The following is a 14,003-nucleotide window of genomic DNA, read 5'->3' as shown; positions in this document are numbered from 1 at the left end:
GACGACGTCTCCGCCACCAGGACCGACCTTTGACGGAGGACGACCGGTCAGTGGAAGGTGACGTTCTGGCCGGCCTGCATCGCGGCATACGCCTCCGGGTCCGACTCCAGCGCGGCCCGGCGGGTCTTCCGCCTGTACCGCCAGATCTGGGCCAGTCCCAGCCCCCAGACCGGGAACTGGATCGCCATGGCGGCCCGGAAGGCATCAGTGTCCCACGTCGAGGGTCCCGCCGGCGCGACCCGGTCGAGGACGACGCCGACGAGGGCCACCGCCGTCAGGGTCGCGATGAACCCGCCCGTGTTGACGATGCCCGAGGCGCTGCCGAGCCGGGTGGGCGGGTTGAACGTCCGGGCCATGTCGAAGCCGATCATCGAGCCGGGCCCGCCGACGGCGATCGTGACGACGAGGACGGCGAGCAGCCAGAGCGGCGCACGACCCGGCCAGAGGAGGACGGCCGCCCACGCCACCATGCCCGCGACGACGATCCACATGACGAGCGTGCTGCGCGAGAAGGGGTAGCGCATGACGAGGGTCCCGACGACGGGGCTCGTCGCCATCGACGTGGCCGTCATGACCATGAGCAGGATGCTCGCCGTCTGCGCCGAGAGGCCCTGCCCGGACACGAGGAACGGGAAGCCCCACAGCATGGTGAACATGTTGGCCGCGAACTGCGACGTGAAGTGGGTCCACAGCCCGAGCCGCGTGCCCGGCACGAGCCAGGCCTGTCGCAGGGTCCGAGCGAGGGCGGCGAGCCGCAGCTCGTCGCGGTGGTGGTCGGCGTACGGGCTGTCCTTGACGATCGCCACGAGGATGACACCGGTCACCACGCCGAGCGACGCCGCCACGGCGTAGGACGGGGTCCAGCCGAAGGTGTCGAGTGCGGCTGCGAGCGGACCGGCCGCGGCGAGCGCCCCCAGCTGCCCGAGCAGCCCGGTCAGCTGGGTCACCATCGGGGTTCGTCGCGGCGAGAACCAGAGCGCGGCCAGGCGCAGCACGGCAATGAAGACCATCGAGTCGCCCATGCCGAGCAGGACCCGGCAGGCCAGCGCCGCGGCGAACGAGTCGACGAACGCGAAGGCGAGCTGCGCCACGGTGACGAGAGTGAGCCCGACCCCGAGGAGCCGTTTCGAGCCGAACCGGTCGAGCAGCGCACCGACCGGCAGCTGCATCGCCGCATAGACGAAGACCTGGACGATGGTGAACGTCGACAGCTCCGCGGAGCTGATCCCGAAGCGCTCCGCGGCCTGCAGTCCGGCGACGCCGAGCGAGGTCCGGTGGAACACCGCGAGGACGTACACCGTGATCGCGGCGAGCCAGACCGCCCAGGCGCGCCGCCCGTCGAGGGCGAAGTTCAGCGCCGGCTTCGCCGGGCCGGGCGCGCCCGCGCCGCTCACCGTCTCACCTCGGCTCATCCCTCCGCGTCGGGTGCCTTCGCCACGCAGTCGACGATCGCCTTGGCGACCGTCTTGCTCATGTCGGGGTGGAACACGCTCGGGATGATGTAGTTCGGGTTGAGCTGCTCGTCGGTGACGACCGAGGCGATCGCCTCGGCGGCCTTGATGAGCATCTCCGTCGTCACGTCGCTCGCCCTCGCGTCGAGCAGGCCCCGGAAGACCCCCGGGAAGGCGAGCACGTTGTTGATCTGGTTCGGGTAGTCGCTACGGCCGGAGGCGACGACGGTGGCGTGCTTCGTCGCCTCGTGGATGTCGACCTCGGGATCGGGGTTGGCGAGCGCGAACACGACCCGCTTCGGCGCCATCTCGTCGATCCACAGGGGGTCCAGGATCCGTGGGGCGCTGACCCCGATGAAGACGTCGGCGCCCTGGAGGCCGGCGCGCAGGTCACCGGTGAGACCGCGGGGGTTCGTCTTCTCGGCGAGGCTGCGCCACGCCGGCGTGAGGCGCTCGTCGTCGCGGTGGAGCAGGCCGATCCGGTCGTAGACCGTGACGTCGACGGCCCCTGCGGCGAGGAGCAGCTGCACGATCGCCGACCCGGCCGCCCCGCCGCCCGAGACGAGGATCCGTGCGTCGGGCAGCTTCTTGTCGATGCAGCGCAGGGCGTTGGTCAGCGCGGCGAGCACGACGATCGCCGTCCCGTGCTGGTCGTCGTGGAAGACCGGGATGTCGAGGCGCTCGCGGAGCTTGGCCTCGATCTCGAAGCACTTCGGGGCGGCGATGTCCTCGAGGTTGATGCCGCCGAACCCGGGGGCGATGAGCTCGACGGTCCGGACGATCTCGTCGACGTCGGTGGTGTCGAGGCAGATCGGCCACGCGTCGATGCCGGCGAACCGCTTGAACAGGGCCGCCTTGCCCTCCATCACGGGCAGCGCGGCCATGGGGCCGATGTCGCCGAGCCCGAGCACGGCGGTGCCGTCGGTGACGACGGCCACGGAGTTGCCCTTGATCGTCAGTCGTCGCGCGTCCTCGGGGTGCTCGGCGATGGCCATGCTGACCCGGCCCACCCCGGGCGTGTAGGCCATCGCGAGGTCCTGGCGGTTGCGCAGGTTGACCTTCGACTCGACGCTGATCTTGCCACCGAGGTGGAGGAGGAACACGAGGTCGGACACCTTGTGGACGTGGACGCCGTCGAGGGTCTCGACGGCGGCGACGAGCTCGCTCGCGTGGTCGCCGTCCGAGGCGGAGGCGGTGAGGTCGATGACGAGCGAGTCAGGGTGGGAGTCGACCACGTCCAGGGCCGTGGTGATCCCGCCGCTCTCGGCGACCTTCGTCGCGAGCTCGCCGATGACGGCCGGGTCGGTGCCCGTGTGGAGTCGCATCGTGATCGAGTAGGACGCGGTGGTGGCTCGGGCTCGCTGGATCGACTCAGTCACTCGTTCATCGTCCCATGTCCGCGAGGGCCCGCCCCCGGTCCGTCCGAGGAGCGGCCGTCCCCGTCGGGCGGGTCCCCAGCCCCCCGATGCCGTATGCCGCTGGGCTCGGGGGGCGGTCCGGCGACCTCCCAGCCACGCCGGGTCCGGGGGTTCCGGGGAAGCGAGCCCAGCGGCATACGACAATGAGGCGGTGACGACCACCGGGCAGGCGCACACCGACCACCAGACCGGGCTGACCCGCGAGCAGGTGGCGGAGCGGGTCTCGCGCGGCGAGGTCAACGACGTCGGCGAGCGGACCTCGCGCTCGATCGGCGAGATCGTCCGGGCCAACGTGCTGACCCGCTTCAACGCGATCCTCGGTGCCCTCTTCGTCCTGGTCATGACGACCGGGTCCGTCGCCGACGGCCTCTTCGGCATCATCCTCGTCCTCAACTCGGCGATCGGCATCACCCAGGAGTACCTCGCCAAGCGCAAGCTCGACCGGCTCGCGCTGCTCCATGCCCCCACGACGAGGGTGGTGCGGGACCGCCGGACCACGGAGGTCCCGACCCGCGAGGTGGTCCTCGACGACCTCATCGACCTGCGAGCCGGTGACGAGGTCCCGGCCGACGGGGTCCTCCTGACGTCGGAGGGACTGGAGCTCGGCGAGGCCAACCTGACCGGCGAGTCGGACCCGGTGCAGCACCCCGCTGGTGACGAGATCCGCTCCGGCACGAGCGTCGTCGCAGGGTCCGGCCGCTATCACGCGAAGGCCGTCGGGCGCGACGCCTACGTCAACCGGATCGCCGAGGAGGCGCGGAGGTTCACCCGGACCCACTCGGAGATCCAGGCCTCGATCAACACCCTGCTCCGCTACATCACGTGGGTCATCGTCGTCGCGCTACCGCTGCAGGTCTGGTCGCAGTGGACGGTCGTCGGCGACCAGGGCTGGCAGTCCGTCGTCCTCCGGTCCTCGGCCGGCGTGGTCGGGCTGGTCCCGGAGGGGCTGGTCCTGCTGACGTCCGTCGCGTTCCTCCTCGCCGCGGTCCAGCTGACCCGAGACCAGGTCCTCGTCCAGCAGCTCCCTGCCGTCGAGGGCCTGGCCCGCGTCGACGTCGTGTGCCTCGACAAGACCGGCACGCTGACGGTGGGTGAGATCGCCCTCGAGGACGTCCGACCGGTCGCCGGCGCCGACGTCGACGAGGTCCGCTGCGCCCTCGGTGCCCTCGCCGACGACCCGAACGCCAACGGCACCCTGGCCGCAGTCGGACACGCAGTGGACCCGCCGGGCTGGCACCGGACCGCCACGGTGCCGTTCAACTCCCAGCGGAAGTGGAGCGCGGCCTGCTTCGACGACCACGAGACGTGGGTGCTCGGCGCCCCCGAGGTCCTCCTCAGCGACGGAGACCCCCTGCGCGCGGAGGTGGCCGACCTGGCCCGACGGGGCCGCCGCGTCGTCCTGCTCGCCCGCAGCGCCGAGCAGCTCGCCGGCCCCGAGCTTCCCGCCGACCTCACCCCGGCCGCCGTGGTCACGCTCACGGAGCAGATCCGTCCCGACGCGCGCGAGACGCTCGCCTTCTTCGCGGACGAGGGCGTCGAGATCAAGATCATCTCCGGCGACAACCCCGAGACCGTGGCCGCGGTTGCCCGCGAGGTCGGGCTCGACCCCGGTGAGCCGGTGGATGCCCGAGGCCTCTCCGACGACCCCGAGGAGCTGCGTGAGGTGCTGCGCCGCAGCGTGGTCTTCGGACGGGTCACCCCGGAGCAGAAGCGCGCCTTCGTCCACGCGCTCCAGGCCGACGGGCACGTCGTGGCGATGACCGGGGACGGGGTCAACGACGCCCTCGCGCTCAAGGACGCCGACATCGGTGTCGCGATGGGCAACGGGGCGCAGGCGACCAAGGCGGTCGCCGAGCTCGTCCTGCTCGACGGCCGCTTCGCCCACCTCCCGAAGGTCCTCGCCGAGGGCCGCCGCGTCATCGGCAACGTCGAGCGGGTCGCCAACCTCTTCGTCGCGAAGAACGCGATGAGCCTGGTCGCCATCCTCGCCGCCGCGCTGGCCTCGCTTCCCTTCCCGTTCCTCCCCCGCCACCTGACCCTCGTGTCCACGCTCACCATCGGCACTCCTGCCCTGTTCCTCGCGCTCGGGCCGAACCGGCAGCGCTACCTGCCCGGGTTCCTCGCACGCATCCTGCGGTTCGCCGTGCCGGCCGGCGGCATCGCCGGTCTCGCGGTCATCGCCTCGTACGTCCTGAGTGGCCGGGGCCACGGGGTGCCGCCGGGGGAGTTCTCCGCGCGCTGCGAGATCGCCCGGCCGGGTGCCGCGCTCGACCTCGCCTGCGTCCAGCCGAGCACCGGGGCGACGATCACGCTGCTCGTCGTCTTCTTCTGGATCCTCGTCGTCCTCGCCCGCCCGTTCCGGTGGTGGAAGGTCGGGCTCATCGCGGCGATGGCCGTCCTCGCCGTCCTCGCCTTCGCCCTTCCAGCAGCGAACGGCTTCTTCGGCTTCCACGCGCCGTGGACCCTGGTGTGGCAGTCCCTGCTGACCGGACTCGTGGGCGCCGTCCTCATCGAGGTCCTGCATCGCTGGGCCGGTCGGTCGCGGCCCCCCAGACGTCCGGGGGCTGACCCGGCCCCGGCGTAGGATGACCGCAGCAAAGGGCCCTGGCGTACCTGTTGGGCGGGAAGGTGCGCGCTCTTTCGCGTACCCCAGGAGCTGCCTGTGTCGCCCCTTCATTCCTATCGTCGCCTGTTCGGCCTCACCGGTCCCGCCTACGTCGTCGTCGCCTTCGTCGCCCGGCTCCCGCTCGCGATGAGCCAGCTCGGCGCCCTCCTGCTCGTCGCCGGCACCACGGGCAGCTACGGCGCCGGAGGAGCGTCGGCCGGGGCACTCGCCGTGGCCAACGCGATGGGGGCGCCGGTCTGGGGCGGTTGGGCCGACCGGTTCGGCCAGCGCCGCGTCGTCGTCATCCAGTCGCTCGCCGGCGCTGGTGGCCTCGTGGCGCTGCTGCTCGTCGTCCACTCGTCGCTGCCCTGGGGCTGGTCCGCCGTCGCGAGCGCCGTCGCCGGTCTCTTCCTGCCGCAGGTCGGCCCGCTGGCCCGGGTACGGTGGCGACCCATCACCGAACGGACCGGCCGCCCCCAGCCGGGGCTCGTCGAGACGGCGTTCTCCTACGAGGGTGCGGCCGACGAGGCGTCCTTCGTCCTCGGCCCGGCCCTGATCGGGCTGGGCGTGTCGATCGCCAGCCCGACGACGGCGCTCGCCGCTGCTGCTGTCCTCCTCGCCATCTTCGGCACGTGGTTCGCCCTGCATGGCACCGCCGCGCTGGCCCATGCCGTGACGCGCCGCGCCACGGTCGGGCCGAGCCACCTCCTCACCGGGGCTCTCCTCGTGCTGTGCGCCAGCCAGTTCGTCATCGGTACCGTCTTCGGCTCCGTCCAGACCGGGACCACCGTGCTCGCCACGAATGTGGGAGCACCGGGGCTCACGGGGTATTTCCACGCGCTCCTCGGTGTCGGCAGCGTCGTCGCCGGTCTCGGGATGACCGGCCTACCGCCCACCTGGCCGCTGCCCAGCCGACTGGGCTGGTTCGCCGTCGCCCTTCTCCTGCTCGGCCTTCCCCTCCTGCTCGTCGACTCCCTCGGGCTCCTCGCCCCCGTCCTGCTCGTGCTCGGCCTCACCATCGCGCCCTACATGATCACGACGTTCACCGTGGGAGAGCGCATCACGCCGCCCTCCCGCACGGGCGCCGCCATGACGCTGCTGGCCGCCGCGACCGGGCTCGGCTACGCGGTCGGGGCAGCGGTCGCGGGCCGTCTCGCGGACTGGGGCGGCCACACCCCCGCCTACGCCGTCACGCTCGCCGCCGGAGCGCTCGCCGTCCTGCTGTCCTGGGCCGGTCACGGAACGCTGGCCCGCGCCCTGCGCGGCACGCGCGAGCCGGCTCAGCGGCATCCGGGAGGTTCACCCGCGCGTGACTGAGCCCTCGCTCCCCCGAAGCTCGCGCTTGAGGATCTTGCCCGACGCGTTGCGCGGGAGGGACTCGACGAAGGTGATCCGCTTCGGGATCTTGAACGACGCGAGGGTGCCCCGCACGTGGTCGATGAGGTCCGCTTCGGTGACCTCGGCCTTGGGGACGACGAAGGCCGTCACGGCCTCCACCCACTTCTCGTCGGGTGCGCCCACGACGGCGACCTCGGCCACGGCCGGGTGGGTGTAGAGGGCGTCCTCGACCTCACGCGACGCCACGAGCACTCCTCCGGTGTTGATGACGTCCTTGATCCGGTCGACGACGAAGAGGTAGCCCTCGGCGTCGATGCGGACGAGGTCTCCGGAGTGGAACCAGTCGCCCGTGAAGGCCTCCTGGGTGGCCTCGCGGTTGTTCCAGTAGCCGTCGCAGAGCTGCGGGGATCGGTAGACGACCTCGCCCGTCTCGCCGGGCGCGACGTCGTTTCCCTCGGGGTCGATGACTCGGGCCTCGACGAAGAGGACCGGTCGCCCAGCGGAGTCGGGACGGTCCGCGTGCTCCTCCGGGCGGAGCACGGTCGCGAGCGGCGCGACCTCGGACTGGCCGAAGCAGTTGTAGAAGCCGAGCGACGGGGCCTTCGCCTGGATCCGCTTGAGGACCGGCACCGGCATGATCGACGCACCGTAGTACGCCTTGCCCAGGCCACTGAGGTCGCGACCGTCGAAGTCCGCGTGGTTGGCCATCGCGACCCAGAGGGTCGGGGCGGCGAAGAAGGCGCGGTGGTCGTCCTGCTCGATGCGTCGGAGGACGTCGCCCGCGTCGGGGACCTCGAGGATGGTGTTCGTCGCTCCCACGGCGAGCCACGGCACGAGGAAGACGTGCATCTGGGCGGAGTGGTAGAGCGGCATGACGTGGAGCGGGTTGTCGTCAGCGGCGAGGTCGAGCGCGACGAGGCACGAGACGTACTCGTGCACGAGCGCGCGGTGGCTCATGATCGCCGCCTTGGGCCGCGACGTCGTCCCGGACGTGTAGAGGAACTGCGCCGTATCGCTGTCGGCGACCTCGACGTCGATCTCCGGGACCGCACCCGTGAGAGCGACGTCAACGAGAGAGCCGGCTGCGTCCCGCAGCGGGACCCGGTGCTCCAGCTGGGCCAGGGCCTCAGGGTCGAGCAGGTCCAGGTGCCCCGCCAGGGCCGGGTCGTGAAGGATCGTGCGACTGCCCGACTGGGTGATCAGGTAGCTCAGCTCCGGACCGGTGAGGTTGTAGTTGAGCGGGACATGGACGAGCCCCGCCCGCGCGCACGCGAGGAAGCCGATGAGATAGGCGTCGGAGTTCTTGCCGTAGGCGGCGACCCGGTCACCCTTGGTCAGCCCGAGCCCGATCAGGTGGGCGGCAGCCCGGGAGACGGCGTCGTCGAGCTCGGCATAGCTCAGGGTGCGGTCCGCGAAGACGGTGGCCGGTCGGTCCCGGAAGGTCCGCGCGCTGCGGCGGATCATCCCGTCGACGGTGCTGCTGCGCGTCATGAGCGACATGCCTTCTCCTTGTGCCTCGGTGGGTCAGCGGTTCACGAAGCGCGCGATGCGCTCCTGGGCTTCGGGGGACACGACCACGGCGGCGATGGTGTCGACCTCGTCGGCGGCGCTGTCGGCGCGCGTGACCGCCCAGGCGCCCCGGAGGAGCAGCTTCGCCTGTCCCAGGGCAGCCCGCCCGCCGGCGGCGCCGCTGGCCAACGCTTCGGCCAGCACGGCGGCCCGGTCAGCGAGAGCCTCGTCGTCGACGACCTCGGTCACGAGCCCCCACTCGGCCGCCTCGTCAGCGGTGAGGACCCGCCCGGTGAGGGCGAGCTCCAGCGCTCGCTGCTGGCCGACCGCCCGCGGCAGGAGGTAGGAGACGCCGCAGTCAGGGGTGAGGCCGATACCTGCGTAGGCCATGGTCAGACGGGTCGACCGGGCCGCCACCACGATGTCGGAGTTGAGCAGGAACGCCAGGCCCGCGCCCGCCACGCTCCCCTGCACGCCGGCGACGACGGGGAGCGGGAGCTCGGACAGGCGTCGCAGCTGCGCTTCGAGGACCGTCGCGAGCTCACGCAGGTAGCCGGGCTGGTCGTCCGCCGCGACGAACGACCGCACGTCGCCACCCGCGCAGAAGCGTGGCCCGTCCCCGGTGAGGAGGACGGCCGCGATGTCGGACCGTTCGGCGTCGGCCTCGGCGGCCCCGATCGCCTCCCCCAGCGCGTGAGCGGCGGGCAGGTCGAACGCGTTCGAGGCCTCGGGCCGCGCGAGCACGATCCGCCCCACCTTGGCGGACCGCTCGTAGCGGACCCCGCGTGGCTCGGTCGGCCTGGTCTCACTCATCGTCCCCAGCCCCTTCCCGCGCGTCGTCGACGACGACCACGCCCGTCGATCGTAGGACGTCCACAGATCGGCGGGACAGGCGCGGTCCGACCCGTGGACCTCGGTCGTCCGCAGCAGCCGCATCCGCATCGCCGACCAGGAGGTCACCGCGAGTCCGAGGTGCTCGTACCGGAGCGACCCCATCGCTCACCCGCCAAGGTGTGGGCCGCGAGACCCTGGGGCAGCGGCCGTGGTGACAGCAGCTGGGGCCCGGCGAAAGCGCGCTGGGTTGCCTTGCAGCGCAAGGCAGCCCAGCGGCATACGACTCGTTTGATGGCACGTCACGGTGAGTCAGGGGCACTCGACCATTGGGCACCTACGCCGGGGAAGGCATCGAGGTGACTGGCGCCGGCTCAGCCCGCTCAGCGCAGGTCGAAGCGGTCCAGGTTCATCACCTTGTCCCAGGCGGCCACGAAGTCACGCACGAACTTCTCGCTGGCGTCGTCCGCGCCATAGACCTCGCAGATCGCCCGCAGCTGCGAGTGGGAGCCGAAGACGAGGTCCGCGGCCGTCGCCGTCCACCGGGTCCCGCCAGTCGCACGGTCTCGTCCGTCGTAGACGTTCTCGGCCGACGCGGACGTGTGCCACTCGGTGCCCATGTCGAGCAGGTTGACGAAGAAGTCGTTGGTCAACGTGCCGGGACGGTCGGTGAGGACGCCGTGCGAGGTGCCGCCGACGTTCGCTCCGAGAGCCCGCAGGCCGCCGACGAGGACCGTCATCTCGGGGGCCGTGAGTCGCAGCAGGTTGGCCCGGTCGAGCAGGAGGGTCTCGGGCGGGAGCTTCTCCCCCGCCCGCAGGTAGCTGCGGAACCCGTCGGCCTTCGGCTCGAGAACGGCGAACGACTCGACGTCGGTCTGCTCCTGCGAGGCGTCGGTGCGTCCCGGCGTGAACGGGACGGTGATGTCATGTCCGGCGTTCCGGGCCGCCCGCTCCACCGCCGCACAACCACCGAGGACGATGAGGTCGGCGAGCGAGACCCGCTTGCCGCCTGACTGGGCGTCGTTGAACTCGCCCTGGATCCGCTCGAGAGCCGGGAGGACGGTGGCGAGCTCGGCGGGCTGGTTGGCCTCCCAGCTGCGCTGCGGCTCGAGGCGGATGCGAGCGCCGTTCGCCCCGCCGCGCTTGTCGGTGTCGCGGAAGCTCGCCGCGGCCGCCCAGGCCGTCAGGACCAGCTGGGGGATCGACAGCCCTGCGTCGAGGAGCGTCGCCTTGAGGCCGGCGATGTCGTCGGCGGAGACGAGCTCGTGGTCCACCGGGGGCACGGGGTCCTGCCACAGCTGCGGCTCCGGGACCCAGGGACCGAGGTAGCGGGTCACGGGCCCCATGTCGCGGTGCAGCAGCTTGTACCAGGCCTTGGCGAAGGCGAGCTGGAACTCCTCGGGGTGCTCGAGGAACCGCCGGGAGATCTTCTCGTAGGCCGGGTCGACGCGCAGCGCCAGGTCGGAGGTCAGCATGCGGGGCTCGCGCCGCGGCGCCCCCTCCACGGCTGGCGGCACCATGTCCGAGCCGGCGCCGGACGTGGGTCGCCACTGGTGCGCGCCGGCAGGCGACTCCATCAGCTCCCACTCGTAGGCGAAGAGGATGTGGAAGAACTCGTTGTCCCAGCGGATCGGGTGGTAGGTCCAGGTGACCTCGAGGCCGGAGGTGATCGTGTCGGCGCCCTTGCCGGTGCCGTAGCCGTTCTTCCACCCGAGGCCGAGGTCCTCGATGGGGGCGCCCTCGGGCTCCGGCCCGATGTTGTCGTCGGCGGGGGCCGCACCGTGCGTCTTGCCGAACGTGTGGCCGCCGGCGATCAGCGCGACCGTCTCCTCGTCGTTCATCGCCATCCGGCGGAAGGTCTCGCGGATGTCGCGCGCGGAGGCGAGCGGGTCGGGGTTGCCGTTGGGCCCCTCGGGGTTGACGTAGATGAGGCCCATCTGCACGGCCCCGAAGGGCCCGGTCAGCTCCCGGTCACCGGCGTAGCGCTCGTCACCGAGCCACGTGTCCTCCGGACCCCAGAAGATCTCCTCGGGCTCCCAGATGTCCTCGCGACCGAAGCCGAAGCCGAACGTCGTGAAGCCCATCGACTCCAGGGCACAGTTGCCGGCGAAGACCAGCAGGTCCGCCCACGAGAGGGCGCTGCCGTACTTCTTCTTCACGGGCCAGAGGATGCGTCGGGCCTTGTCGAGGTTCGCGTTGTCCGGCCAGCTGTTGAGCGGGGCGAACCGTTGCGACCCGTCTCCCGCGCCGCCGCGCCCGTCCTCGATCCGGTAGGTGCCCGCCGCGTGCCAGCTCATCCGGATGAAGAGCGGCCCGTAGTGCCCGTAGTCCGCTGGCCACCAGTCCTGCGAGGTGGTCATGACCTCGAAGACGTCCCGCTTCAGCGCCTCGACGTCGAGGCGCTGGAAGGCCTCCGGGTAGCGGTACTCCGGGCCCATCGGGTTCGACACCGGCGTGTGCTGGTGGAGCACCTGGAGGTTGAGCTGGTTGGGCCACCAGTCCTGGTTGGTGCGGGGCCGGTGCGGCGTCGGGGTCGGCGCCTCGATGACCGGGTTCTCGCTCTCGCTGCCGTGTTCGGACACGTCGCTCCTCCTGAGGTCATGGACCTCCACCTCGAGGTCCGAGTGGTCGTCGCCAAGCCTCAGTCTGCATGGGAGGCGCGGGGGCATCAACCAGTGTGACCAACCAATCTCGGCCGGGACGCCGGGACGCCGGGGCCGCCGGGGCCGCCGGGTCAACGGTGGCCGGGCCGGGCGCTCAGGCGAGGTCCGCGAACCGGGTGACGTCCTTCGAGGCGCCGGAGACGACGATGACGTCGTCCGGCCCGAGCCGGGTCTCGGCGGTGGCATAGCAGAAGTCCCCGCCGGCGGGTTTGACCGCGACCACGGTGACCCCGAACCGCGACCGCACTCCGGACTCCCCGAGCACCTGTCCGGCCAGCGTCTTCGGCACCGCCGTCTTGATGAAGGCGAAGTCGTCGTCGACGGCGAGGAAGTCGAGCATGTGCCCGGTGACGAGGTGCGCGAGCCGTGCCCCGGCCTCGTGCTCCGGGAGAACGACGTGGTGGGCGCCCATACGCTTGAGGATCCGCGCGTGCTGTTCCGAGGAGGCCTTGGCCCAGATCTCCTGGACCCCGAGCTCCGAGAGCAGCGACGTGGCGAGCACGCTGGCCTCGAGGGCCTCGCCGATGGCGACGACAGCCCGGTCGTACGACTGCAGCTCGAGCTGGCTCAGGGCCTCGGGGTCCGCAGCGTCCGCGACGACGATGTTGGGGATGGTCTCGGAGTAGGTCTGGACGACGTCGGGACGGACATCGATGGCGAGCACCTCCACCTCCCGGCGCACGAGGGCGGTGGCCAGCGCGGCGCCCATCCGCCCCAGCCCGAGCACGACGACCCGAGGTCTCTCAGCCGACAATGGTCCTCTCCTCTGGGTACTCGAACCGGCGGGGCCGCGTCCGGAGGGCGAGCGAGGCCCCCACGGTCAGCGGCCCCAGCCGGCCGACGAACATCAGGACGGTGAGCAGGAGCTGTCCGTGGGTCGGCAGGCTCGCCGTGATCCCGGTGGACAGTCCGACGGTGCCGAACGCGGACACCACCTCGAAGAGGACGACGTCGAGCGAGAACGCCGAGGTGGCCAGCAGCACCCAGGTGGAGACGATGATCGCGGTGACGGCGAAGAAGGCGACGGTGAGGGCCTGCCGCTGCACGTCGGCGGGGACGGTCCGCCGCGACGCGATGACGTGGCGCTCCCCGCGGAGCTCGGCCCACATGATGTAGCCCATCAGCACGAACGTCGTGACCTTGATCCCGCCGGCGGTGCCCGCACTCCCGGCGCCGATGAACATGAAGAGGTCGCTCGCGAGGAGGCTCTCGGAGCGCAGGTCCCCGATCGGCACGCTGTTGAACCCTGCCGTCCGGGTGTTGACGGCGTGGAAGAAGCCCGCCAAGAGCTTCCCCGGCGTGGGAAAGCTGCCGATCGTCGCGTCGTTGCCCCATTCGGCGAGCGTGATGACGACGGTGCTGACGACGAGAATGGCCACCGTCGCGGTCATGGTGATCCGGGTGTGCAGCGACCAGTCGCGGGGACGTCGCCACTCCCGGCGCAGCTCCCACAGCACCGGGAACCCGAGGCCCCCGCAGATGATTGCACCGGCGATGACCAGGGAGACCACGGGGTCGAGGGCGAACCTCTCGAGGTTATCGGCCCAGAGGGCGAAGCCTGCATTGTTGAACGCGGAGACGGCGTGGAAGACACCGAGGTAGGCCGCTCGGGCAGGGGGTTCGTCGTAGCTCAGGCTGAAGCGGAGGATGAGGACCAGGGCCAAGACCGCCTCGAAGAGCAGGCTGGTCCGGACGACGCCGACCACGATGTCACGAGCGCTCATGCCGGCGCCGTGACCACGTCGCGCCTCGGCGCCGGAGAGCAGGCTGGCGCGGACCCCGATGCGCCGCCCGATCATCACGGCGAGGACCGAGGCGAGGGTCATGATGCCGAGCCCGCCGATCTGGATGAGCAGGAGGATGACGCCCTGCCCGAACCCGGACCAGTATGTCCCGGTGTCGACGAGGACGAGACCGGTGACGCAGACCGCCGAGGTCGCCGTGAAGAGGGCCGTCACGATCCCGGTCTCATCGCCGCTCGCAGCGGCCAACGGGGTCATCAGGAGGGCGGTGCCGGCGAGGATGGCGGCGAGGAACGCGACGACGACGACGCGGATGGGGTGGCTGAGGGCTTGCGCCACTCGGGACCACGCGCCGACCGGCGCCTCCATCGAGGCCATGGCCTGAACGCTATCCGGCACCCGCACCACCTCAGCAGCGGAGGCGTTAAGGAGGCGTCAAGATTGGG

General features: G+C 71.4%; 9 protein-coding genes. 2 read left to right on the top strand and 7 right to left on the bottom strand.

Annotated elements, in window-relative coordinates:
• Positions 1-47: 47 nt before the first annotated feature.
• Entirely contained in the window at positions 48-1,412 is a 1,365-nt protein-coding gene (locus tag INTCA_RS02965) for an MFS transporter (RefSeq protein ID WP_013491452.1), read from the bottom strand.
• Positions 1,409-2,830: an NAD-dependent malic enzyme gene (locus INTCA_RS02960; RefSeq protein ID WP_013491451.1), complete on the bottom strand. Its 1,422-nt coding sequence runs from the start codon at positions 2,828-2,830 to the stop codon at positions 1,409-1,411. The genes INTCA_RS02965 and INTCA_RS02960 overlap by 4 nt, the downstream gene beginning before the upstream one ends.
• Positions 2,831-3,020: 190 nt before the next feature.
• Between INTCA_RS02960 and INTCA_RS02955 the strand changes: the two genes are divergently transcribed.
• A complete protein-coding gene (locus INTCA_RS02955) occupies positions 3,021-5,453 on the top strand; it encodes an HAD-IC family P-type ATPase (RefSeq protein ID WP_013491450.1) in 2,433 nt (810 codons plus the stop codon).
• A 78-nt stretch (positions 5,454-5,531) separates the two neighbouring features.
• Positions 5,532-6,791 (top strand): MFS transporter, encoded by a 1,260-nt coding sequence (locus tag INTCA_RS02950; protein ID WP_013491449.1) that lies wholly within the window; start codon positions 5,532-5,534, stop codon positions 6,789-6,791.
• Here the strand turns inward: INTCA_RS02950 and INTCA_RS02945 are convergent.
• The 5 genes from INTCA_RS02945 to INTCA_RS02925 form a co-directional block, all read right to left on the bottom strand.
• Positions 6,774-8,312: a fatty acyl-CoA synthetase gene (locus INTCA_RS02945; protein WP_013491448.1), complete on the bottom strand. Its 1,539-nt coding sequence runs from the start codon at positions 8,310-8,312 to the stop codon at positions 6,774-6,776. The two genes, INTCA_RS02950 and INTCA_RS02945, sit on opposite strands and share 18 nt — an antisense overlap.
• 24 nt (positions 8,313-8,336) lie before the next feature.
• Positions 8,337-9,317, bottom strand: coding sequence for an enoyl-CoA hydratase/isomerase family protein (locus INTCA_RS02940; protein WP_013491447.1), 981 nt, complete (start codon positions 9,315-9,317; stop codon positions 8,337-8,339).
• Positions 9,318-9,535: 218 nt separating this feature from the next.
• A complete protein-coding gene (gene katG, locus INTCA_RS02935) occupies positions 9,536-11,821 on the bottom strand; it encodes a catalase/peroxidase HPI (protein WP_083807846.1) in 2,286 nt (761 codons plus the stop codon).
• Between the two features lie 88 nt (positions 11,822-11,909).
• Positions 11,910-12,569, bottom strand: a complete 660-nt coding sequence (locus INTCA_RS02930; RefSeq protein ID WP_013491445.1) for a potassium channel family protein — start codon at positions 12,567-12,569, stop codon at positions 11,910-11,912.
• A complete protein-coding gene (locus INTCA_RS02925) occupies positions 12,559-13,935 on the bottom strand; it encodes a TrkH family potassium uptake protein (protein ID WP_244859865.1) in 1,377 nt (458 codons plus the stop codon). Before INTCA_RS02925 ends, INTCA_RS02930 begins: the two co-directional genes overlap by 11 nt.
• Between the last annotated feature and the right edge of the window lie 68 nt (positions 13,936-14,003).

Origin of the sequence: Intrasporangium calvum DSM 43043, from assembly GCF_000184685.1 — a bacterium.
In the GTDB taxonomy this organism is placed as follows: domain Bacteria; phylum Actinomycetota; class Actinomycetes; order Actinomycetales; family Dermatophilaceae; genus Intrasporangium; species Intrasporangium calvum.
This window is presented reverse-complemented; position numbering and strand designations above follow the sequence as displayed.

Bases quoted from the DNA above. Each gene is read 5' to 3' on its own strand.
- INTCA_RS02945 (WP_013491448.1), bottom strand. From the start codon at position 8,312: ATGTCGCTCATGACGCGCAGCAGCACCGTCGACGGGATGATCCGCCGC.
- INTCA_RS02965 (WP_013491452.1), bottom strand. From the start codon at position 1,412: ATGAGCCGAGGTGAGACGGTGAGCGGCGCGGGCGCGCCCGGCCCGGCG.
- INTCA_RS02940 (WP_013491447.1), bottom strand. From the start codon at position 9,317: ATGGGGTCGCTCCGGTACGAGCACCTCGGACTCGCGGTGACCTCCTGG.
- katG (WP_083807846.1), bottom strand. From the start codon at position 11,821: ATGCCCCCGCGCCTCCCATGCAGACTGAGGCTTGGCGACGACCACTCG.
- INTCA_RS02925 (WP_244859865.1), bottom strand. From the start codon at position 13,935: ATGGCCTCGATGGAGGCGCCGGTCGGCGCGTGGTCCCGAGTGGCGCAA.